This is a genomic window from Gluconobacter wancherniae NBRC 103581, assembly GCF_007988885.1.
Taxonomy (GTDB): Bacteria; Pseudomonadota; Alphaproteobacteria; order Acetobacterales; family Acetobacteraceae; genus Gluconobacter; species Gluconobacter wancherniae.
Map to the genome: position 1 here is coordinate 737,043 of NZ_BJUZ01000001.1, position 22,843 is coordinate 759,885.

Consider the following 22,843-nt stretch of genomic DNA (forward strand, 5'->3'; position numbering starts at 1 on the left):
ATCATGCCATGCCGTTTCTGCGAACCGATCATTGGCGCAGTGCGATCATCCATGCACCTCTTGAAGAACTTATCCGCAACGGTAGTCTGAACGGGTTTCCCGTGACCCTGCTTCCTGACCCGGGAGATCACAGGTTTCTTGCGGACCCATTTGGGCTCTGGCGTAATGAGAGACTGTATGTCTTTGCGGAGGCATATGACTATCGAAGCCCTAAAGGCACGATCGATGTTCTGGTTTATGATCGCACAGGAAAAATGATCGAGCAGAAGCAGGTGCTTCAGGAAAGCTGGCACCTGTCCTACCCGTTTGTTTTCGAGCATGAAGGGGAGACGTATCTCCTTCCTGAAGCCACAGCCTCAGGCAGGTTATCGCTCTATCGCGCCAGAAATTTCCCGGATGTGTGGGAACGTGTGGACGCGTTTGACTTCCCCGCTGCTGCGATTGACGCCACGCCCTTGTATCATGCGGGGCGCTGGTGGATGTTCTGGACACCTCCCGGCAGCAAGGACGAGCGACAGAGTACTCTGCATATGTCGGTCGCAGATACGCTGTGTGGTCCATGGGAACATATGGGGCTCTTTCTCCACGATCGTGCAGGTGCCCGCCCGGGAGGAACGCCTGTGATTGTGGACGATCAGCTGTTTCTTCCGACGCAAGATTGCCGGGGAACGTATGGCAAAGGCATTCGTCTTTTGCAGATCGAAGGGCTAGAGCGTGGATTTCCGAAAGTGACACCGGGGATCACACTGGATATTCCGGCTGTTTTACGTCGTTCTTTTGGTGATGGGATGCACACGTTGTCCAAAGCTGGACAGGTAACGCTTCTGGATGTCAAACGGGTCGGGGTGGGGCCTCGCCGACATCTGATGAATATCAGGCGCCGTTTATCGCCTTTGTGAAGCTGGCCCCGGCAGTGCGGCCTTGATCCTGTCCATGATCGCGCTGCCGCGGCCGAAAAATGCATCAGGGCCGAAACGCTCCAGTACACGCTCCCGGGATCTGGCGCCCATGACGGCAAGGTGTTCTGGATTGCTGATCATGGATGCAATCGCAGCAGCGAGAGCGGGGGCGTTGTTAAAGGGAACGATTTTCCCTGTTTCGTCATCCAGAACGCTTGAAGGAAGTTCACCCGCAGGCGTTGTGATGACGGGGAGCGCGCAGGACATCGCCTCATGTGCCGCGACACACATGCCTTCCCAATGTGAGGGCTGCACATACAGATGCAGCGTCTTGAGGAAGTCCATAGGCTCGGTGCAATGGCCGAGCAGGCGGATGGGCAGGTTGTCTTTTGCTATGAGGTGTTCAAGGTGAGAGCGTTCAGGGCCATCGCCTGCAATCGTCACCTGAAAGGGCGGGAGATCGGGATGGTCTTTCAGCAGGCGTATCGCTTCGCAGAGGACGTCATAGCCTTTGACAGCGTGCAGTCTTCCTAATGTACCAATCTGGACGGGTTCGCCGGAATGCCAGCGGCGAGCTTCAGGTGAGAGTGGGTTTGCGCGGAAGATAGGCCAGCATTCGAGTTGTTCCTGAACACCAAGTGTTTTTGCAGCGAATTCCGCAACTGAAGGCGAGTCCGCAACCCAGAGTACCGCGCTGCTACGGCAGATGCGAAGCAGGAAGGAATTTCCGTATTTGAGTTTTGCGGAGTGCTGCCAGTGGACGGTTGGCACGCCGAGGTGGCGGGCAACAAGATGTCCCATGAGGCTGGCCCGCGTGAGGGATGTCCAGATGAGGTCTGGCTGAAATTCAGCAAGTTCACGCTTCAGCCAGCGCCATGCGGCGACGTGGTCTTTCGTGCTGCCTTTCCTTACACGGACAGCAATTCCGGCCTTTTCCATGCACGGTGCGGCCAGAGCATCTTTTGCAGCCAATCCGAAAACCGTGACTGCTGCGCCTTTTTTGCGCATGACATCCACGATATCGGGAATGGGGAGCTGCGCTCCTCCACATTCGATCGAGTTGATGATGTAGGCAATTTTCATACGGGATCAGCGGCGAGCAGTTTTTCCGCGAGTTTCAGATCGGACGGCTTATCGACATCTACGGCGGCGCGACCATCCGAAAGGGGGACAAGCCTGACCCGTGCGCCCGTGAGATATTCGATCCGGTCGCAGAGACCTTTAGAGTCAAGCTTGCCGAAAAGCGCCTTCAGGAGTGTACCGACGCCGAGGGTAAGCGCCATTTTCAGTGGGCGCTTCCGGTTCTGCTGAAGGCGCTGCCATAGCTCCACGACAGCTTTGGATTCAGACGTGCCAAGCCAGAAAAGGTTACAGCCCGAGAACTGCATGTCCGACAGGCGAATATAAGTCCGTTTTGTGGTCGGGACGTCTCGTTCAACTGTTGATCTGAGTGCTACGCCCACAGCGAGGTCGCATCCGTTCGTTTGCGACAGGAACTCGGTAATCCATTCAGGGCGCAGAAGGGCGTGGTCTGCGGTAGTAACCAGGCAGGGCGTGCCAATGCGTTCAATTGCCTCTGCCACACTTTCGCTGGGTGAAGACGCGGCTGTTATGGTGTGTGCAGTTCCCAGAATACCGCTGATGCAACCCGGCTGCTCAATGCTGACTGTCACCCGCCCAAGCCCTGGAGTGCGGACGAGCGTTCGAAGCACGCGTGAAAGCATTGGTCGCCCTGCGACAGGCAGAAGTGCCTTGTGCGAAACGCGGCCGAGGCGTGCCAGAACGTCATTCTCTCCGTCGCGGGAGCCAGCCAGAACGAGAACGGGTAGGGTCATATGTCAGTTCGGCGTTGTCTGGGTTGAACGTTCGGGGCGCGCCCCAGCAGGCTTATCACGTGGGGGTGAGCCCGTAATTTTCATGACCCAGGGAAAGCGGCGCGCTTCTTCGAGGTCATATCCGAGATTGAACACATGTCGGCTGCGGATACGGTCCCGCGCTTCCCGGTAAAAACTGCCGAAAATACGATCTGGGACATAGTTCGTGATGCCGTAGTTTCCATTTTCGTCATGGAAGTGGTGCAGGACGTGCAACTGTTTGATCTTTGCGACCCACTGCCATTTTGGCTTGTAAGCCAGATGCTGGATGCAGTGAAAAAATTCGTAGATGCACGTCATCACGAGGGCCGTCGAAAGCGCTGCGAAAGAACCAGCCCAGCCACTGATCAGGTATCCGACAGGCATTGTGATCAGTGCCATCGTGGGAACCGTGTTCGCTGGCGATCCGAAAAGAACGTCCAGCAGGTGGGGATCCTGATGGTGGTCGAAATGGATCCGCTTCCAGAGCGTGGCTGTTATTGGATTGCGATACAGCCAGCGCCCATGAAGGATGAAGCGATGGATCATGTACCACGCGAGGGGATAGATCGCGATCACGACAGGGATGGGCAGTATTACGCCCCATACGCCATTCGCAAAATGAAGGGCGGCAAGGGCCGAGGCAACGATGAGGCCAAAATACAGGAGGATGGTTGGGTATGTGAGATACGCCATCCAGAGCTGTGGAAGGGTCATCTTTCCAAGGTCAAAGCTCCGCCCTGTTCGAAGGGAGGACGTGTTTTTCCACGGCATTTTTATAGCGCTCATCTTTCTTCCATCCGCAACACCCAGGAGAGCCCAAGCAGGCATCCCAGTAGCGGGCCAATGCTGGTGGCGACAAGCGCCGAAATCGTTCCGGCGTTTCCCAGCGCTGATATCATTCCTTGCAGTATTATGTAACATAACCCGGCCGACAGTGCATAGACCGGCAGCGGGTTACGCATTCCTGCTCTGGGAGGGATATAGATCACTGGCAGCGCGAGTAGAACCACCACCGCCATCTGTAGTGGTAAAAACAGTCCTGCAAAAAGTGCCATCCGGTATGTTGCACGTGCAAGGCTTGCCGGCGCGCCATGATGCAAAATTCTGCCAATTTGACCGGGAGTGAAAAAAGCCTGAGGAAACATCAGGGCAATTACTTGCCGCGGGGTGGCAGGCAGCGGGAAATTGCTGTCTCCGTCACTGACGCGGATGAAGGATTTGTCACTGGAGAGTGTTAGATCCTTGGGGCCTGTCGGATGCCAGATGCCGTCACTGTAGTGTAGCGTGTCCGTGTGTTCGGTGCCGGTCAGGAGGCCATCCGTATCACGGTGATAAATTGTGACGTCGCGCAGACTGGCGCCACCTTGAGCTATGTGTCCGATCCGGACGAGCTTGGGGCCGGCCCGGAACCAGAGGATATTGGTTTCGGGAGAGTCTGGTGAATCTGCCGTAGGGTCAGTTCGGTTCCACCAGGTGGCAAGTGCTAATTCGCTCTTGGGAACAATCCAGTATTGCCCGATCATAGCCAGCATACCGGCAGCTAGAGTGGCCGGGAGCAGCATTTTGTATAGACCGAATGTGGAGAGTCCTGCGGCGCGCAGTGCCGACATCTCGCTTGAAAGCGACATGCGCGTCAACATGAAGAGCGTACCGATCAGCACGGCCAGTGGCATGGTTTCCACGGCGAGTGCCGGAAGGTGAAGAATGGCGTATGTCAGTATGCCACGGATGCCCAGATGCCGGCTCAGAATAGGCGTTGCCTGGTCAAGCATGGACAGAATTTCGAGCAGAGCCACCAGTACACCGGAGCATATGATGATACGGCCGAACTGCGTGAAGCTCATCGCTTTCAGGAGAACGTGGCGTGGCATTGAGGTTGTGCTCATGAGGGGCGCACCAGCTTACGGCGGATCCATGATCCTCGGGAGCGGCGGAGCAGGGCAGCCATACATCCTACGCAGAACAGAACTTCAGGTACCCAGATGGCAAGCCAGACAGGGGCAGAGCCTGCGGCAGCAAAGCTATGTCCGAACAACTGAATCTGGTCGAATCCTACGAGGATCGCAGCAACGGCGATTAATCCATACACCGGCCGGCGGCGTTTGATACCCATAGCAAATGCGGCTGCAAGTAGAGGGATAAACGGTATGGCCAGAGCGCGTGCCAAACGGAAATCCAGCTCAGCTCGAAGCGCACGGTAGGTGATCCCCGGATATCCGTGACGGAGTGCCGTCATAAGCTCAAACATCGTTAGTTCACGTTCATCCGCACCTCGGGAGCGAAATGCTTCCTGATGCGAAGGGCGATCAATCACGCGTACGACGTGATCGAAATGCGTGATGGATGGATGATGCTGCGGAGCGGCCGGGAAAGGATCATCAATGATTTCGCCGTTCCACAGATCAAGCTGTGTACTTTGGGTTGCGTTTGAAATCGTCAGCAGACCGGTCTTGGCCGTGATAATATGTGCGATGCCCTTGTCGTTCAGTTCCCGGATGAAGATGCGCTTAAGCCTCGTCCCGCCATGGCTGACGTCATCTGCCGTCATGACCGCGCGTCCTGAGGTTGAGGCAAACATTCCAGCCTGTAGGTGAGGTGCCCATCCGGTATGTGCGGCAAAATAGAAACCCGCGCGATAATCGTAACGCGCAACGGGCTGGATATACCCATAGAGCAGGACGCTTAGAACGCCGAGAACCAAACCCACCTGCATGAACGGGCGGCTGATACGTAGTAAGGAAACGCGACCGGCGAGTAATGCGTCGATCTCGTTGTTGTCGCTCATTCCCTGAACAGTGAGGAAAACTGCGATGCACAGAGCTGCCGGCAGCGCCAGTCCCATGTAATGGGGGAGCAGATCCGTCAGCAGGCCTATGAACGTCGTCAGCGAACTGCCAGCCGATGCAAGGTGGTCGAGCAGCATCAGTAGGCGCTCAAGCAGCAGTGCCACCAAGGTTGCGGCCAGCGCCACCACGAACGGCGGTAACATCTGCTTCAGCAGATAGTGATCCAGTAGGGGGAGGCGGTTTTTCATGACGGACCTGTTTTGGGGCGAACCCAGTAAACCCGTTCTGTAATGACGCCATCATCACGGTGGCGTTCGAGGCCTATATGCCACCCATTCTCGTGCGGAGATATGGCCAAATGATTCCAGCAGGCCCTGCGCAGGGGGCGATCATCATCAAGAGACGCAGATGCAACGCCGAGCAGGGGAATATCGCTTAGAGGAACAGATGTGAGCGTTGCATCATGGGAATGACCGTGAAGAACGATTTCCGCACCCGCGGACCGGAGTATCTCGGCAACCTTGTTCATGCCGAGCAGAGATTTCCCCCAGCGCACCAGTCCACGCCGGGGCGGATGATGGATCATCACGACGCGGCAAAAGCCTCTTTTTCCGAGATTTGTCAGGAGGGTTTTCAGGCGCTTTCTTTGGCGCAGGCTTACATATCCGCATGCCATGAAAGGCGGGGTGGGTATCCCTGAATTGATGCCCACGACAGCAACACCATTATGGATACGGACATATGGATAAGACCGTGCCGACCATTTTTCCCAAAGCGCGAGCCCGACCTTTCTTGATTGTGGCACGAGACAATCATGGTTGCCGGGAATGACAAGAGCGGGCCGGGGAAGGGCATCGAGCCACTCTGCCGCCGCGGCAAACTCGTCCGGAGTGCCGAAATTCGTCAGATCGCCGCTGACGAGGATCGCGTCTACGTTGCTGCGGGAGATGTCGTGCACAAGTGCCGCGCATGTCTGGGCGAGGTGCACGTATCTGCGATGATACTTCCAGGAAGCAAGGCTGATCGCACGTTTGTTCAGAGCCTCTTTCCAGCTCACAGGAGGTGGTGGAAGGTGAGGATCAGAGAGGTGGGCCAGCGTCACGGTAGTGTCGCACCGGGGGGAATTGGCGGTGTCGGACGGTTCGGGTGACATGGCGCTCCACGGGGTTGATGTCAGGAAGTCGAAAGGGCGTTCTGGCCCTCAGTTCTGGCCGCGGCACCATAGCCGTGCTAGAGCACGCCGCATAGCACCGACCATTAAACTGCGAAGAACCCCCATATAGTGCGCTTTGCCCTCATTCATAATGCCCGTAGCCGGAAAAATCTCCGTAGCGGGTCTAGGTTTGCCCAGGCAGCCCAACGTATGCTTGGGGAGAACTTCATCCCCTCCGATAGTCGCACTGAAACGACATCCCATGTTCGTCAGCTCTATGAGCGCGGCATTACAACGATCGCTATTGATGGCGGTGATGGAACCGTCAGCACGGCCCTGACGGCAATCGCCCGTGCCTATCCAGCAGATAAACTCCCGGACATCGCGGTGCTTCCATCCGGGAATAGCAATCTGATTGCGGGTGATGTGGGCTTTGGCCTGCGGGGGATCGAGGCACTGGACCGGCTGAACAAGGGCGCCATGCGCTCAAGTATGCGGACACCTATCCGGCTTTCATGGCCTGATACAGACCGGGAATCTGTACTTGGTCTGTTTGGTGGCTGTACAGGTTTTGCGCGTGCTGTTCGTATTGCTCACTCGCCAAATGTTATTCGCTTTGCGCCGCATGACCTTGCTCTGGCCACAACCCTCATTTCGACATGTGCAAAGCTTTTGTTTCGATCTAGCCGGGCAAGCTGGCTTGATGGAGACCGGCTGCGTATCGAAACCAAAGATCATGTTTATGACGGGCAGAGCTTCATGTTTCTGCTGACGGGGCTGGATTGTCTGTCGAATGGAATCTGGCCATTCTGGGACGCGGAGCCGAATATTGTGGGTCTGCGATATCTGGACGTTAGTGCAAATCCCGGCAATCTGACGCGGGCAACCATGGCCCTTCTCAGGGGGCGTGCACCGCGATGGCTTCGTCGGCACCCAGACTATCTGAGTGGGCGCACCGGAGATATGACACTGGAAACGCAAAGCGACTTTGTACTGGACGGTGAAGTGTTTGAACCATCGGCCAGCGGCCGTATTCATGTTCAGCAGGCGCATGCTTTCAGATTTCTGCATGCCTGACATTCTTGAAAAGCGTCTGATCGAGGAACTGACAACGTCAGTGGATCCGGACGTTGTTTCGTTTGCAGAGGCTCTGGCACAGTCGCTTCCCGAAGCTCCCTTGGGCATTGTTTTTTATGGATCAACGCTCAGGCAGCTTGATCCGGATGGCGTGCTTGATTTCTATATTATTACTGAAAGTGCGCGTGGGTTTACGGGTAATGCGCTGATCAGGCTAGGTAATATCGTCCTGCCGCCAAATGTGCGCTACGCGGAACATGAGGTTAATGGGCGTATTTGGCGTGCCAAGATTGCGACTCTTTCACGGGCTCAATTTGGCGCACGTACGTCGATGGGTGCGCGAGACACAACTTTATGGGCGCGTTTCTGTCAGCCTGTACGACTTGTCTGGGTGCGCGATGCTTCTGCGGCAGACATCATTCTGAACCTTATTTCCCAGTCTGTTACAACGGCGGCCTGCTGGGCCGCTCTCCTTGGGCCTGCGAAGGCGACGGCAATTGACTACTGGAATGCGCTGTTCCTGCGGACTTATGCAGCAGAACTGCGCGTCGAACGCAAAGGGCGTGGGCGCAGTCTGATTGAAGGCAAGGAAGAGCGTTTTTCCGCTCTTTTGACGCTGGGCTGGGCTAGGGCGCGACTACAGTTTTCAGCGCAGGGTAAACTTCTCGAGCCTGCAGTGTCTTCGGGGTTACGAAAGAAAGCTGCGCGAAGATGGGCAATCGTTCATCGTTCCGGTCGCCCCAGAAATGTTGCGCGTCTGCTGAAAGCCGCGTTCACGTTTCAAAATGGCGCATCATACCTAGCGTGGAAAATCCGCCGCCACACGGGTCATGATATGCAATTGTCGCCTTTTGAATCCCGGCATCCGATTTTGATGTTGCCACTGCTTCTGTGGCGTGCCCGTCAGATAAAAAGGGGCTGATGGGTCGGCAGGAGGCACTTCAGGAATCCTTTTAGCAGGAAATTCTGAAGCGCCTCCTGGCAGTCTGTGCCTTAGTGACCCAGTTGCTTGGCAATCGCCCCAAATACGGCGACAGCTTTGTCAATTTCTTCCGACGAATGTGCTGCCATGACGGAGCAGCGCAGAAGGGGCCTGTTGTCTGGGGTTGCCGGGGGTAGGGAAAGGTTTACATAGACACCGTTTTCCAAAAGCGCGTTCCAGAAAATAATGGCTTCTTCAACCGTCTCGAGCGTGACTGCAACAACGGGTGATACATGTTCGCCTGTTGCAAGCCCCGCTGCTTTAAGCCCGGAGTGTAGGCGCTCAGCGTTTTCCTGAAGCTTGATGCGAAGCTCTGGGCGCTCCTCCATTTCTTCCAGCGCCGCCATTGTAGCGGCGATGATTTCAGGAGGAAGGGATGCCGTGAACATGTATGGGCGGGAGCACAGACGCATCAGGTCTACGCCGTCGTGGTCTGTTACGCAGTAGCCGCCAACGGTGCCCAGAGACTTCGAGAACGTACCAACGATGAAGTCTATTTCAGACTCGCAGCCCTGCATTTCAGCGACGCCACGCCCTGTAGCGCCAAGGACGCCAAACGAATGGGCTTCATCGGCCAGAATATATGCGCCGTGGCGTTTCGCGATTGCTGTGAATTCCGTCAGTGGAGCGACATTACCCGTCATCGAGTAAATGCCTTCTGCGATGATCAGCTTGGCGCCCGTGTGGTCTTTAAGGCGGCCCAGGCGGCGTTCAAGATCAACCGGGTCGTTGTGACGGAAACGGATGACCTGTGCACCGGACAGCTTTGCGCCGTCATAGATGCTGGCGTGGCTGTCTGCGTCCAGAAGAAGCACGTCGTCTTTGTTTACGAGCGCGGAGATCGTGCCCAGATTGGCTTGGTATCCGGTTGAGAACACCATGCAGTGCTTCTTGCCGAAAAAGCGCGCGAGTTTTTCCTCTAGCGCGCGGTGCAGTCCGAACGTGCCATTGGCAATACGCGAGCCTGTCGTGCCGACGCCCATTGTGCGGGCAGTGTCAATCGCGGCTTCGGCCGCCCGGTGAGACTGGCTCAGGCCGAGATAATTGTTCGTGCCGAAAAGAAGTGTCTCGCGTCCTTCGATGATTCCAACCGTAGCGGAGAGGGGACGCTCGATCACGACCTCGAAGGGATTGCGCGGCGAAGAGGCCGTCAGTCCTTCGTAAGCAGCGCGCAATCCGGCATGCTTTGCGAAGATGTCTGTCACGCGTTTCCAGCTTTCAGTGTGTGAAGGCAAGCCGCCAGATCGTTGATCGTGCGGATATCAGCAAGCTTGTCGAGCGGTACGGAAACGTCAAGCTCGTCTTCAATTTCCATGACGAAATTCATGACGGCCAGGCTGTCGAATGCCAGATCTTCCACGATCTTGCTGTTGCCATCGATATCACGAGGCACTTTAGGGTTGGCAAGCAGCTTCTGGATAATCATTCCGGAAATGCCGGAGACGCTCTCAGTCATGGGATCTGGACTCTCGGTATCTTTAAGTATCAGGTGGCCAGCCTTATGGGCCAAACATCGTTCTTCCGCCACCCCCTCCGTCAGCAGAGGATTGAAGGGGGTGTGGAGGGAATGTCTGATCAGGCTGCGGGAGTAGTTTCCTGCTGGTCAAACTGGCCGGAAAGCAGCATTGCTTTTGCTCGTGCGCGGGTCAGTTTTCCCGATGATGTCTGGGGAAGCGTGCGCGGTGGAACGAGTACCACGGACACTTCCACACCATGAAGGCGACGGAAGAGGCTTGTGACATCGTCGCGCAGCTTCTGCCGCCCGTCTTCTTCTGTCGCGCGGCACTGAACCAGAGCTACGATATTCTCACCTGTCTCGTTTTCAACGGAAAAAACGGCGACATCGCGTGAGCGGAGCGTACTGACTTCACTTTCAGCCGACCACTCAAGGTCCTGAGGCCAAATGTTGCGGCCGTTGATGATGATGAGGTCCTTGGCGCGCCCCGTGACAACAACCTGCCCACGAAGAATGTAGCCAAGGTCGCCGGTATTCAGCCAGCCGTCATTGTCCAGAACTGCAGCTGTTTCCTCCGGGCGACCGAAATAGCCAACCATCAGGCTGGGGCCACGGACAAATACCGTACCGACGTGACGATCCGACAGGACATTGCCGTCCGGGTCGCGGACCTCGATCTGATGTTCGGGGAGGGCGGCGCCGCACAGTACGAACGTCCTCAGCGAGTGGGACGGATCGTTGCTTGGTTCGGCAAAGCCATTCTTTTCAAGGTGTCGCAGATCAATGGTGTCGGTTTCGATACCGGTATCCAGCGGAGCGAAACTGATTGCCAGAGTGGCTTCTGCCATGCCGTAGCTGGCCACAAATGCACGACTGTCAAAACCATTGGCTGCGAGGCGCTCTGCGAAGCCTTCGAGGATATGATGGCGGATCATGTCGCCACCAATGCCTGCGATGCGCCAGCAGGAGAGATCGATGTCAGACTGTGCTCCACGACGCGAACACAATTCGTAGCCGAATGACGGGCTGTAAGCGATCGTGCCGCGATTACGGGAGATCAGATCCAACCAGACATGGGGACGGCGTGCAAATTCGCGTGTCGGGAGCAGATCAACCGAGAGCTGGCAGGTTAGCGGCGTCAGGAAGAAGCCGACAAGACCCATGTCATGGTAGAGCGGCAGCCAGGAGACGCAGCGGTCATCGCGGGAGTCACTGGCAGGGTGCACTTTCAGGCCGTCACGGGCAATGGCGCGGGCATTGGCCATGCCTGCTGCCTGTGTAACGGATACACCCATCGGGAAGCGCGTGCTGCCTGAAGAAAACTGAAGATAGGAAAGGTCTTCGGCGTGAATTTCCGGTAGCTGGACGTCGGCTTCGGCATGGCGGGACAGGTCAGCTGGAGAGCCGCCAAATACCAGGTCAAGGCCATCGACGATATCGGCAGTCCAGCTGCCAATGACGTCTGGCACGACGACTGCACGTGCGCCGGCGCTGCTGATCATGCCACGGAGTGTTGCGACATAACCTTCGCGGCCGCCGAAAGCGACAGGCAGAGGAAGTGGTGCTGGCACCAGGCCTGCGTACTGGCAGCCGAAGAAAATGCGCGCGAAATCTCCGTCGCTTTCCGCCACGATTGCAACGCGGTCACCCTGCGCCAGCCCCAGCCCGAGAAGGCGGCGCGCCATGCCCTGCGCCTGCTCGCGCAGAACACGGTATGGCAGGGCTTCCAGCAGCTGCCCCCGGCCTGAATAGATATTGAAGCCACTCTCGCCCTGCGCCGCATAATCAAGGGCAGCTGCGAAGCTTGGAAAATCTCCATATCGCCGGACCAGACCGGAGCGGCTTGGCGTCGGAACGAGAGGGGCGGTGGGTGTGTGAATGGCTTCGGTCAAACCTTGACGAGCTCCGTTTGGATCGCCGGACATCAGGCGGTCCTGCGCAGGAAATCAATAATTGCGTCCGCAGCAGCGGGCGCGGTGGGCTTATCACCCGTATTTTCGAACGTCTCTAATACATATTGTCTCTGTCGCTCAAGGAAACGAGGGTGACTCCTGAAAGCTTCCTCTACGGACGCTCCAAGATTTTCGGTCGTTTCGATGATCGGCCCGAGTGTCCAGAACTGATAATTGGGGTTTCCCCTCCATTCAGCCTGGTGAGCGTTGAGAAAGAGACAGGGGCGGGGTCGGATCATGAATTCCGCGACCTGGCTACTCACATCGCCAAGGTAGAGGTCTGCCGCCATGGTGTAGGTCATGTCAATACTTTGCTGGCTTCCAGGGTCCAGAAGCATGTGACGGTGATGGCCGTAACGCTGCTTCAGGGCCTCTCCAGACGTTCTGTCATTATCGAAAAGACGGAAATGCGGGGCAAAGATCAGGTTATACCGGTCCTGCTGAGCGAAATAATCGAGTACGTCCTGCCCCATGCAGGTCCAGGATGACAGGCGCTTCACAAAATGCGGGTTGTACAAAACCGTGGGGCGATCATTGTCGAAAAGCTTTTGTCCTCGTGCGGCAAGCCGCTGGACGACATCAAACTTTGCATATGTACCGCGGTGATAAGCTCCTGGTCTGATGAGACCTTTCTGGAGCATTCGCTTCTCCACCTTTCGGCCGGGAATAGTCAGGAAATCGAAGCGACGCAGATGGTTGGCAAAACCGATTGCTCGATCTCCGGCCCCGTGCCCCGTCCAGACCATCAGAGGCTTTTTGACGCCCATTTTCCGGAGATAGAGGGACGTTGATTCAGGCACGACGATAGCTGTGAATTTCTTGAAATAATGGCGCGACAGGAAAAGGCCCACCAGCCGGTCTACGACGCGCAGGCCATGACGCTCTATGCGGGCTCTTAACCTGTCCGGCAGGTGCAGCAGGTCGAAGATGACGGGTGAATCGGGATAGAGCGATGCAAGCGATTTTGCCAGTTGCATGTGACTTTGGGTCAGGCAGGCAACGTGGACTTCGACATCCGCGTGACGGATTGCCATTTCCAGAGCAATAGGTAACGCGTGAAGTGTCTGATGTCGCTGGGCGATAAGGGGAAACACGACTCTCATGTCACGCAGAGGTCTTCAGGCCTGGCGTACGGAGAACAAAGACAAGCTGGATTCCGATCAGCAATGTCACGCCACAGAGCGTTGCTGGGCCCACGCCTTCAAGGCCGTATTTCCTGACCATGAAGACTAGGCCCGGCAGGAAAAATGCACATTCCAGACAGCGAGCCCATATGGCAGCTTCAGAGCGGTTTATGGTGAAAAGCAGGGGCTCAAGCGGCAGGCCCCATACAGTCACCACTTCGGCAGCGAGTAGCCAGAGAACGACTGGCAACGTCTGAAGTGCGCCCGTTTGACCGATATATATTTGCAGCAGGGGTTTGCCCGCAACGAGGGTCAGAACCAGAAGTGCCGTACCGATCGCACCAGCCATCAGCGCTATCTGAATGGTCAGACGATAGAGGCGTTTGGTTGCCCTGTCTCGCCAGAGGCGTGCCATTTCTGGGTAGACCGTTGTCTGGATCAGCGTTGCCGGTTTGGCAATTCCTGCCGCGATCTGGCTTGCAATCCGGTAATAACCAGCGCTTGCGGGGCCCACGAATGCTCCTACAACCAATGTCCCGATATGGCCGAAGGCGAGGGCGAGTGTCGAGTTGAGATTGGTGGTCAAGGCGAAGCGCCAGATGCCTGGATGAGCCTTGAAAAAGCGGCCGCTTTTGAGATCTGGAATCAGCGCGCACGTCTCGTGGAATAGGCCCCGGACCAGATCCCGGTTTTTCATTTCACGGGCAGCCATAAAGAAAATCGTTCCCCATGCCGCGATTTCCGCAGCAATCCAGACCCCTGCGAGAGCCGGAAGCGACGCCCATCCCAGTGCCATGGACGCAGTGCCAATAACGCGCACGATTGTGGCTACGGTTCCCTGTACCGCCAGAAGATCGTAGCGGTTGAAGACTCGGAGCAGGCCCATTGGCGTTGCCGATGCCATGAACAGGATCGAAACGCAGTATATAACGCCGATGACATGTATCTGAGGGGGCCAGCCAAGCATGTTCATGCACAACAGGCTGATTGCCGTACCGCCAAAAAATCCTAAAAGACCGCCACAGCAATCCAGAAGAAGGCTGAATCCGACTATTTTCTGAAATTCCTGGCGCTTGCCATCAGTCAGAGGTCGAAGACCATATTGAAGGACAGTCTGCCACGACTGGAAATCCACGATGTCCCCGATGGTGCGTGCGAACGCGTACATCATGGCAACAAGGCCGAAATTCACGCTTCCAAGAAGGCGGGTAGCAAGCCAGATATGCAGGAGGCTCAGGGGCGCATTGATCGCTCGGCCGCCCAAGAGCACACCCAGATTACTCATGACCCGCCGGACACCGCCCGGTTTGACGTGTTTTGCAGACGAATTTTCGTCAGGCATCAGATGCTAGGAACCTTTGTCTGGTTGTGCCGTTAGGCCCAGTTGATGACAGAGATAGGGTTTCGGACGGAAAGCGAAACTCACGTTTTGTGTCAAATATTTGCAGCATATCTTTGGATCGGAGTGTTCAAACTCAGCAGAGTTGCTGCGTTGAATGGCTCTGAAGGTTTATAATCTGCCGTTTTTTGTACGCTGGATTGATTGCGCGTTTGGAACGTGCTGCGTATAGAATTCTGAATTTACGGCAGAACAGGCCTTGAGAATGCAGCATGTTTTTGATGGTACAACTTCAGATCGCGCTGGCGCGTGGCTTAGTGTGGACCTTGATGCGCTGACACGAAACTATCTGTTCCTGTCAAAAAAAGTTGGGCCTGCAGAATGTGCGGCGGTTGTTAAGGCAGATGCTTACGGCCTCGGCCTGACGCATGTGGGGCCAGTGCTTGAGCGTGCCGGAGCGCGTACGTTCTTCGTGGCGCACATGGAGGAGGGAGTCGCGTTACGCAAAATTCTCCCCAATGTCCGGATTTTCGTCCTCCATGGTTTTATGCCTGGATGTGCCGAGGAAATGCTGACGAATAATCTTCTACCTGTTCTGAATGATGTCAGTCAGGTGAGAGCCTGGAAGACGCTTAGCGTAAAAATTGGCCATGCTTTGCCCGCTGCGATCCAGTTTGACAGTGGCATGTCGCGTTTTGGTCTGTCGGAAGCTGATCTGGATATTCCGGGGCTTCTTGATGAGACTTTGAAACCGGTTCTGGTCATGAGTCATCTGGCCTGTGCTGATATGCCTGACAGCATTTTCAGTGCCACACAGCGCGAGCGTTTTCTTCAGATGGCATCGCGTTTTCCGGGAGTTCCACGCTCGCTTTCCGCATCTTCGGGTATCTTTCTTGGCCCCGATTATCATTTTGAACTCGTCCGTCCGGGGGCTGCTCTTTATGGAATCGCGCCAGATGGCGGCCCCAATCCCCTTTCTGCAGTAATTTCGTTGGACGCCCGTGTGGTGCAAGTCCGCTCGATCAAGGCTGGAGATCGTGTTGGCTATGGTCTGACATGGACCGCTAAAGAACCCACGCGCCTTGCAACATTGGGTATTGGCTACGCTGACGGTTTTTTCAGGGCTCAGGCGGGGCAGGCCGCTGTCTGGTATCAGGATGTCCGCCTTCCACTCGTGGGGAGGGTTTCTATGGACAGTATCTCGATTGATATTAGTGCATTACCCGACAGCACCCTTAAGCCGGGCGATATCCTGTCGGTTGTGGGGCCGAAGCAGGATGTAGACGCTTTGGCGCGCACTGGTGGTACGATTGGCTATGAAATTCTGACGTCGCTCGGCAGCCGTTTTCATCGGGTATACAAAATGGAAAAGGTATTAGCCGAGAGCATTTAGACCGAGGGTTTTGGAAAACTACTGTCCACAAAAGAGGCCAGAGTCTCTGGTCCAACTTTCACGGCTGGAATTCCTGAGTTTATTGCGGCTTGGAGGTCCGTTTCCTGATCTCCATACAGCACTGAGCGTGAGAGATCAGGTTTCCATTTGCCGGCGAGATCCAGAATCATCCCCGGTGCTGGCTTCCGCCAGTTGGAAGTCTTTCGATATTGTTCGATTGATGCATTCGGGTGGAAGGGGCAAAAGCGCCAGTCGTCAATTGTCCCTCCGTGTTTACGAATTTCATCGATAACCCATGTCATGAGGTCGTGAAGGTCAGTTTCGGTATAAAAGGCCCGGGCAATTCCAGATTGATTTGTGACAATGAAAACGTGGTAGCCAAGATCTGTCAGGCGCCGCAGCGCTCCAAAAAGATTTGAAGTCCAATGGAAGCGTTCACGTGTGCCAACCCAGCCATGGTCTTCGTTGATCACGCCATCCCGATCCAGAAAAATAGCTGGACGCTCTAGCTGTTTGAAAGAGTCGTTGCTTTCGCTTTGCTGAGGTGGAAACCATAGCTTGCCAGGCAGAGATATCTGACTGAGCTTTCCCGCTCCCAGCAGATATTCTTTCCACTCCTGCCAAGTGAGTGAAGATGCTCCTGCCTGAGGAATGGCATCACGATTTACAAGTAACAGGCAGTTTGAATCTTCGCTTCGCAATTGCCAGGTTTGTTCAGGTTTTTTGCTGGCCTCGGACAGAAGTCTCGCCATATTTCCACTGAAAAGCACAGCCTGGTGAGAGACGAGGAAACGAGGCTGCAGTTGCTCGCAAACAGTTAGAAGTGCGCGTGGCGTATTGGCGGCAAGGTGGCACTGAAAATCTGCTTGGCAAGGCAGGTGCGATTGCAGAATTTCAAAGGTGTTTTCCGGGAGTGTTGCTGCAGCGATCAAAATGAATTTACGCACCCCGAACCTCTGTTGCTCACGCACTAGCCAAGCCAGAAAAGGTCGGTCGCCACATTGTCTTAGCGTTGGGAAATCCTGATCTGTCTCTGAAAAATCCATAAATATGATGGATTGGGTGACTGTTGCTGAAGAATGCGCAGAGTGAGTGGCAGTTTTGGTCATGGCTAATGAATTTACTAACAGCATTTCTGCTGAGTATCTCCGCTATCTGCTTGAATAAGGTGCATCTTCAAGTGTCTTGAGAAACGCGATGATATCTTCGCGCTCACTCACGCTCAAAGCTGGCTTGTCTCCTGCATGTCTGTCGAAGGGTGCATCCATGATATCGACATTGGCGTGATATTCTTTAGGAAGATCATTGTATTTCTGAGGTTGGCCGTCTTTGCCTAATGGATAAATGCGCTCTGGTTGTGTGTCGCGGAGGACGTAGAAATCGATAACCTGTCTAAGCGTTGAATAAACGCCATTATGGAAAAAATGACCGCGTGTTGACGCATTGCGTAGAGTTGGAGTGCTGAAGAACCCGCAATATGCTTTTTGGCTCTGCGTCTCTACCCGTCTCGCTTCACACAGGCCAAGATCAGGATGTGATTTGCCTGCATGCTGTAAGTTCGCAGGTACGCCAAGCGCTTCATATTGGTGATCGGTGAAAAGAGGCGGCAGACGGTCTGGACCCACTGTATCCACGTGGCAGGCCGCACAATTGCCTTTAGCCGGATCATTGAAAAGTCGATATCCGCGGCTTTCCTGGGGCGAAAAAGCAGATTTTCCTTCGAGCCATTTATCGTAACGGCTTGAATACGGATGGAAAGCAGAATCTTCCATCTGATAGCGCGCCAGTGCAAACATGGCTTCCGAGACGAGAAGTGTATCTGATTTCTCGGCAGCGGGTCCGGCAATTTGCAATAGCGCCTTGGCTGCTGGACCTGTGCGCAGGCGTTTGGCCACAATTTCAGGCGTTGAGGCCATTTCATTCAGGTCGTAAAGTGGTCCTGTTGCCTGTTCTTGCAGAGTGTCTGCCCGTGCATCCCAGAACAGGCCACCTTGTGGCACGATCGCTGCTGCGGAACCTGCTGTGTTGCTGGCGCTTTTTTGAGTATGGGTCATTCCGGTTGGTGGAGCTACGGAAGGTGCCGCTTCGCTAACAGCATTATCAGGGCCAATACTGAACGGTGGAGTGCGTTCAAGATAGGTTAATGTTGGGACGGTCCGTCGGCCAGAGTGCCTAAGATCCAAACCTCCCAGAGCGAAAATAGTGCTAGCCGACGGGCCGTAATGCGCGGCAGGGTCGTGGCATGACGCGCAGGAGAGGCGTCCTGATCCAGAAAGCAGAGGGTCGTGAAAAAGCTTCCGACCTATACGGCCCATTGCTGACAGGCCGCTATCCGGTGGCCTCACAAGCTGTGTGGGACATGGATTGCGACCGTCCTTATCCGGATCGCAGGACTGGGCAGACCCGGAAACGGGTAATGCGAGCAATGAGGCCAGGCAAAGCGTGGATAGCAGGCCAAAGACGCGTTTCATCACTCCTTAATGGCTGGCCACAGCAGGGAGTGTGGAAATTGGAGTGCCAGTTTTGGGATCCAGAAGCAGCGGCGTGAGGCGGGGGGGCTGATTGAAGTCAAACAGGTCATTCAAATCATGCGCGCCAGCATCGAAGGATCCGCCCCCAAGGCGCTTACCGCCAAGCCAGTTGTCTTCGATGAAGCGTGTGATGGAACTCTGGGTAATCTGGGTATGACCGACATGATTGGTCTTTGCCCAAGGCGAGATAAGCACCAGCGGAAGGCGCGTTCCGGGCCCACAGCGACCGTTAACCGGACGCCCTGAAACACCCTCGGGCTGCACGCCGTTTCCACAACGGCCAGGTCCATCAAGCTGATCGACTTCGGGGTCCATTGAAGAATGCAGAGGACGGATGAAAGCGTGATCGTACCATCCATCTGAATCGTCGTATGCGATAATGACGGCAGTATCTTTCCATTCCGGCCGGCTCTGGATGAAGTTCAGGAGGCGAACAATTCCCTCCTGTTCATCAAGGGGGTCCGAGTATCCTGCGTGGGCGTCCTGAGCTGCTGGAAGCTTCAGGAAAGAAACAGCAGGCATGTGGCCAGCCTGCGTGACTGCATAGAAATCTTCCAGATCATATTCATGATTGGCGGGATCCTTGCCTTTGCCGTCTGCCGTGTTCGTCTGGCCGATGGCTTCGATAGACGAGGGGCGCGCGTGCGTGGGGTTGGCCGTGCTCTGATAATACTGAAACCAGTTATGATGCGGAATATAATCAGGAATATTCTGCGCTACGACCTGCGAATAAATGGAGCGCTGGCAAGCAGTTGTGCCGTTTGAATTGGTGGCCTGAAGGTTGAAGCCACCCATGAAGCCGCCCCATGTAACTTCTGCTTGCGTCAGAAGATCGCCGATGTTTTTCCCCGTCATCCAGACCTGATTTTTGGGTGTGGAGCAGACATCGTCGGCAGGATCTATATCATTGATCATCGTCCAGCCGCCCTGTCCGTCGCCAACATAAGGGGACGCGATTTTGCGTGTCGCAGGTGGCTGGGTGGTTGTCTTGATGCGCATGCCGTTGGTTTGCCCGGACACAACTTCCAGCGCCCCCGGCGTGGAAGGACCGTAGGCATCTGTATAAAATGCGTCACTCAAAGCAAAATGCTGGGCGTAATTCCACAATGCGGTGACAGTGTTGCCGTCAAAATATCCCATGACCTGCCCATGGGTACTGAAAGAGCCAACGCCCCCCGGAGATCCACGGCCGGTATAACGCGGAAAGAGATCCGCTTTGCCGTGGTGGTAGGCGAGTTGTTCGGCTGTGTAGGCGTGGTTCTGGTCGGCTGTAGCGGCCTGCGTGCGGTCAAGGCGGAAGGGAAGGGCTGCGTTGAGGCCGTTTTGAGGGTTTGTGTTCGGATTGCTCGTCAGCATACCCGCAGATGCAAGCGTGTTGGCGGCTGGGGTGTCTGGTTTGGCATTGAATGCGGGCTCACCAACAGGATTGGCGGCCTTTGGATATGTGCCGAAGTAATGATCAAAGGACACGTTCTCATTATACAGCACCACAAGATGGCGCACGGGAGTGGCTGTCTTTGTGGGGGTCGCGCAGGCAGGGAGTGCTGTTACACTCACCGTCAGAAGGGAAGATGCGAGAAGGAGGCGCTGCGAAAAAGATGTCATGTCTGCTTTGATCTGAGCAATGAGAATTTGATACTATTTCAGGAACAGACTTTCCCGAACAGGGGTAGCTCCTGAAATAGTATGCAGGGAGGCCGAAATTTCAGAGTGCTTCTTCCTCGTAGCTTTCGATTTCCTGAAAGAAGCTCCTGGAGTGATCGCTATTCCAGTCGAAAGTTGGGACAGCGCGTCTTTCCTGCCATGCCGCAAGAAGGGTCTGACGCCATTCGTCGTGACGGGAGGGACGGGAAGGCTTTGAAGGCTGAAGTTTCATGGTCTTCGCTCCAGTCGGAAAGATGCCGTCATCCGGCCCTCCACTGATAAGCGATCAGTGCCTGGTTATGTATGACTTTTGTATGAATTGGTGTGTTTATAGGCGTTTCGTACTCACAAAAGGAAAAGCGTGTTGAGGCACCCTGCATTGGGTTACATGAAAGCCGTGGACCTGTTGGGATATATGTAAATCGAGGGCATCCCGCTCTGTCATAAGTCGGGCAGCCGTTGCATGTCGGACGTCATCATTCTGGGCCAGTAGTTCTCCCGCATATTCTACTTCCCGCGCCAGTTCTGTATCGGGAAGTGCAGACAAAGGAATGAACTGCACAGGTAGTGTTAGTTGCTGTGCATGTATCCGGGATGCATTAGCATTCAGGCCAAAAACCGGAATTGCTCCCGAAGTGCTAACCGAGAATGAGCCAGATTGCGTGAAAGATCCACTCAGTGCCATCGTTACCGGGCCGGAAATAATGGCCACTACAGGATCAGATGTTGTCTGCGTGCATTGGAGCGCACGAATATTGGCATCAAAACTTTCAGTCTGTTCGCCGTTCCAGTTCTGGAAGTGGGAGGTGCTCACAACTCCTGCCTGAACAAGATCCGCGTGTATGCCATGAATGGCGGCGCTGATCGTTGTGGGTGGTTGTGTCCCTGAGGCGCAGCCCGATAGTAGAAGCACTATGAGGGTGCTGAATAATGGCTTCATGCTGCCCTCATTTCAGCGATAAGTGCATCCATATCTTCGTTCTGCGGCGACATACCACGGATTGTCAGCCAGTTCTGACGCGACAGAAGACCATAGGCCTCGTCACAGAATTGCTCGAACCAACCCCACGACATGCGGCGGCATTCGCCCCATGTATTGAAATGCAGCCAGTCTGGATCATACCCGTGAATCCAGACGGCATGTCCACCAGCGATCGTCTGGTTGGCTATGGGTTGGCAGATCCAGTCCCCAGAAGTCTGCATGATATAGTTCGGGATCTGCACGCCGATATAGAGACCTCCGAGCGCTGCAATCGCCCTTCGGACGGCGGAGGGATCGGTGGGAGGGACGCTGCCGAATGCCGTTAGGTAGTCATGTCCCGGCTGGCCGGGACGCTCATACCCCTCACGCACCCATCGGTTCAGGACATCAAGCTCGATACCGCCTTGATCCGTTGCCGGATTGCCGGGGATATAGCCGCTTGCGGCGCTGTAATTGCGGATGACCTGTTCGTCAGAGAGCAGGGTCTGAGCTTGGGCAGCCAGCGTCCAGCAGCGGATGGCACTCGCGACGGACACCTGTGTACAGCAGCCAAGAGTGTCGTTGCACCAGACTGGCCACGTAACATCTGTGGCCCAGTTTATGGCAGGTGGTGGCGTGATGAGCCGGGTGCCCAGAGAAGATTCGAGACGAAAAGTTCGGGGATCGTGGCGTGGGGGAAGCTTACCGAGCTTGCGGTTCATGCGGGTTCTTTCATTTCTGTAACGGCTGAAGAACTTTCTCGGCTGAAATGCGTATTGTTATCTCAACCACCAGAAAGAGATGTCCAATGGGAACAATTCTGCTCGTTATTCTGGTATTGATGTTGGTTGGTGCATTGCCATCCTGGCCCTATAGTTCGAAGTGGGGATACTACCCATCCGGTGGACTAGGTTTTGTGGTTATTATTGTAGTAATATTGGTGCTTATGGGGCAGATATAACCATATTTGGGATTTAAATTTTTAAAGGGCAGTAATCCTGAATTGCTGCCCTTTAATTTTTGTCAGACGCCCTGATAGATGCGGGCTCTGATCATCGCATCGTTTTCTGGCATCGCACGGACGCTTACAGCAGAAACACCGGCCAACGATTCAATCAGCGGGATCATCGCGCTGACCGTGCTCATATATGTTGCGGCAGACGGGTAATAGACTTTCACGATGGGCGTCGCGATTGTCAGAAGGCTTTGCAGGTCTTCGCCGAGATGTTTTGCCCAGTCTTTGCCTGTATTGACCGCGACGCTACCATTCGAGTTGGCGGTGATTTCAGCGGTAACGCTCTGAATTTGTGCCACAAGACCATCAAATTTTGTCTTGTCTTCGGGCGAAAGATGCGTCGTGACCTCAGGCATATCGCCAATCGCCTGGACTGCGTAAGCAATGGCACTTGCATCATTGCCAAGGGCAGCGGTGCTGAACGTCGTCGTGTCTCCGGTCGTCGTGCAGGCTGAAACAGATGCAAGAAGGGCGAGGGCTGAAAAGGAAGAAATGGCGCGCGTGTGAAAACGCATTTAAATGCTCCAGACATAAAAAAAACCGCCCCGAAGGGCGGCTTGATAAAATTTCGGAAAATCAAAAAAGCTATCCGAGCGAACTGCTTCAGCGTCGGGCTGATATTGATAAACGAGCAGGTCAGAGAATGCTCATCAGATCGCCAGACAGTATGGGAGT

The 22,843-nt window shown here is 55.1% G+C and carries 23 protein-coding genes; 5 read left to right on the forward strand and 18 right to left on the reverse strand.

The window, feature by feature from the left end:
* The first annotated feature begins 8 nt into the window (after positions 1-8).
* Positions 9-899: a glucosamine inositolphosphorylceramide transferase family protein gene (locus tag GWA01_RS03380; RefSeq protein WP_146794013.1), complete on the forward strand. Its 891-nt coding sequence runs from the start codon at positions 9-11 to the stop codon at positions 897-899.
* On the opposite strand, the gene GWA01_RS03385 is transcribed toward GWA01_RS03380, so the two are convergent.
* From GWA01_RS03385 to GWA01_RS03410, 6 genes are read right to left on the reverse strand one after another with little or no spacing between them, the layout of a single operon-like run.
* Positions 885-1,982: a glycosyltransferase family 4 protein gene (locus GWA01_RS03385; RefSeq protein ID WP_146794015.1), complete on the reverse strand. Its 1,098-nt coding sequence runs from the start codon at positions 1,980-1,982 to the stop codon at positions 885-887. The genes GWA01_RS03380 and GWA01_RS03385 overlap by 15 nt on opposite strands.
* Positions 1,979-2,734 (reverse strand): nucleotidyltransferase family protein, encoded by a 756-nt coding sequence (locus GWA01_RS03390; protein WP_146794017.1) that lies wholly within the window; start codon positions 2,732-2,734, stop codon positions 1,979-1,981. Before GWA01_RS03390 ends, GWA01_RS03385 begins: the two co-directional genes overlap by 4 nt.
* Before the next feature lie 3 nt (positions 2,735-2,737).
* Positions 2,738-3,541, reverse strand: a complete 804-nt coding sequence (locus tag GWA01_RS03395; RefSeq protein WP_146794019.1) for a sterol desaturase family protein — start codon at positions 3,539-3,541, stop codon at positions 2,738-2,740.
* Positions 3,538-4,641: an LptF/LptG family permease gene (locus GWA01_RS03400; protein WP_186819441.1), complete on the reverse strand. Its 1,104-nt coding sequence runs from the start codon at positions 4,639-4,641 to the stop codon at positions 3,538-3,540. The genes GWA01_RS03395 and GWA01_RS03400 overlap by 4 nt, the downstream gene beginning before the upstream one ends.
* On the reverse strand, positions 4,638-5,789 hold the full coding sequence (locus GWA01_RS03405; protein WP_146794021.1) for an LptF/LptG family permease: 1,152 nt from the start codon (positions 5,787-5,789) through the stop codon (positions 4,638-4,640). Before GWA01_RS03405 ends, GWA01_RS03400 begins: the two co-directional genes overlap by 4 nt.
* Positions 5,786-6,694 (reverse strand): metallophosphoesterase family protein, encoded by a 909-nt coding sequence (locus GWA01_RS03410; protein ID WP_146794023.1) that lies wholly within the window; start codon positions 6,692-6,694, stop codon positions 5,786-5,788. Before GWA01_RS03410 ends, GWA01_RS03405 begins: the two co-directional genes overlap by 4 nt.
* Before the next feature lie 129 nt (positions 6,695-6,823).
* Between GWA01_RS03410 and GWA01_RS03415 the strand changes: the two genes are divergently transcribed.
* Positions 6,824-7,771, forward strand: coding sequence for a diacylglycerol/lipid kinase family protein (locus GWA01_RS03415; RefSeq protein WP_146794025.1), 948 nt, complete (start codon positions 6,824-6,826; stop codon positions 7,769-7,771).
* Complete coding sequence (locus GWA01_RS03420) at positions 7,764-8,693, forward strand: hypothetical protein (protein ID WP_146794027.1); 930 nt, start codon at positions 7,764-7,766, stop codon at positions 8,691-8,693. The genes GWA01_RS03415 and GWA01_RS03420 overlap by 8 nt, the downstream gene beginning before the upstream one ends.
* A 71-nt stretch (positions 8,694-8,764) precedes the next feature.
* On the opposite strand, the gene spt is transcribed toward GWA01_RS03420, so the two are convergent.
* The 5 genes from spt to GWA01_RS03445 form a co-directional block, all read right to left on the reverse strand.
* Positions 8,765-9,958 (reverse strand): serine palmitoyltransferase, encoded by a 1,194-nt coding sequence (gene spt / locus GWA01_RS03425; protein ID WP_146794029.1) that lies wholly within the window; start codon positions 9,956-9,958, stop codon positions 8,765-8,767.
* A complete protein-coding gene (locus GWA01_RS03430) occupies positions 9,955-10,209 on the reverse strand; it encodes an acyl carrier protein (protein ID WP_146794031.1) in 255 nt (84 codons plus the stop codon). Before GWA01_RS03430 ends, spt begins: the two co-directional genes overlap by 4 nt.
* Positions 10,210-10,328: 119 nt before the next feature.
* On the reverse strand, positions 10,329-12,134 hold the full coding sequence (locus tag GWA01_RS03435) for a fatty acyl-AMP ligase (RefSeq protein ID WP_146794033.1): 1,806 nt from the start codon (positions 12,132-12,134) through the stop codon (positions 10,329-10,331).
* Positions 12,134-13,264, reverse strand: coding sequence for a sensor domain-containing protein (locus GWA01_RS03440; RefSeq protein ID WP_146794036.1), 1,131 nt, complete (start codon positions 13,262-13,264; stop codon positions 12,134-12,136). Before GWA01_RS03440 ends, GWA01_RS03435 begins: the two co-directional genes overlap by 1 nt.
* 1 nt (position 13,265) lies before the next feature.
* On the reverse strand, positions 13,266-14,627 hold the full coding sequence (locus GWA01_RS03445) for a lipopolysaccharide biosynthesis protein (protein ID WP_146794038.1): 1,362 nt from the start codon (positions 14,625-14,627) through the stop codon (positions 13,266-13,268).
* 262 nt (positions 14,628-14,889) lie between these two features.
* Between GWA01_RS03445 and alr the strand changes: the two genes are divergently transcribed.
* Complete coding sequence (gene alr, locus GWA01_RS03450) at positions 14,890-16,017, forward strand: alanine racemase (RefSeq protein WP_146794040.1); 1,128 nt, start codon at positions 14,890-14,892, stop codon at positions 16,015-16,017.
* Here alr and GWA01_RS03455 read toward each other — a convergent pair.
* From GWA01_RS03455 to GWA01_RS03475, 6 genes are all read right to left on the reverse strand, one after another.
* Positions 16,014-17,150 carry an HAD family hydrolase gene (locus GWA01_RS03455; RefSeq protein WP_228118308.1) on the reverse strand — a complete coding sequence of 379 codons (1,137 nt, stop codon included), beginning with the start codon at positions 17,148-17,150 and terminating at the stop codon, positions 16,014-16,016. The genes alr and GWA01_RS03455 overlap by 4 nt on opposite strands.
* 18 nt (positions 17,151-17,168) lie before the next feature.
* A complete protein-coding gene (locus GWA01_RS03460; RefSeq protein WP_146794043.1) occupies positions 17,169-18,488 on the reverse strand; it encodes a cytochrome-c peroxidase in 1,320 nt (439 codons plus the stop codon).
* Between the two features lie 6 nt (positions 18,489-18,494).
* A complete protein-coding gene (locus tag GWA01_RS03465; RefSeq protein ID WP_146794045.1) occupies positions 18,495-20,153 on the reverse strand; it encodes a phospholipase C in 1,659 nt (552 codons plus the stop codon).
* A 100-nt stretch (positions 20,154-20,253) separates the two neighbouring features.
* Entirely contained in the window at positions 20,254-20,424 is a 171-nt protein-coding gene (locus GWA01_RS12950) for a hypothetical protein (protein ID WP_186819442.1), read from the reverse strand.
* A 96-nt stretch (positions 20,425-20,520) separates the two neighbouring features.
* Positions 20,521-21,132, reverse strand: a complete 612-nt coding sequence (locus GWA01_RS03470; RefSeq protein ID WP_146794047.1) for a hypothetical protein — start codon at positions 21,130-21,132, stop codon at positions 20,521-20,523.
* Positions 21,129-21,875, reverse strand: a complete 747-nt coding sequence (locus GWA01_RS03475; protein ID WP_146794049.1) for a C1 family peptidase — start codon at positions 21,873-21,875, stop codon at positions 21,129-21,131. Before GWA01_RS03475 ends, GWA01_RS03470 begins: the two co-directional genes overlap by 4 nt.
* A gap of 86 nt (positions 21,876-21,961) precedes the next feature.
* Between GWA01_RS03475 and GWA01_RS03480 the strand changes: the two genes are divergently transcribed.
* The gene (locus GWA01_RS03480) at positions 21,962-22,114 is read left to right on the forward strand and encodes a DUF3309 family protein (protein WP_146794051.1); all 153 of its coding nucleotides are present in this window, start codon (positions 21,962-21,964) and stop codon (positions 22,112-22,114) included.
* Positions 22,115-22,176: 62 nt separating this feature from the next.
* Here GWA01_RS03480 and GWA01_RS03485 read toward each other — a convergent pair whose 3' ends face one another.
* Positions 22,177-22,683, reverse strand: coding sequence for a hypothetical protein (locus GWA01_RS03485; RefSeq protein WP_146794053.1), 507 nt, complete (start codon positions 22,681-22,683; stop codon positions 22,177-22,179).
* Positions 22,684-22,843 lie beyond the last annotated feature (160 nt).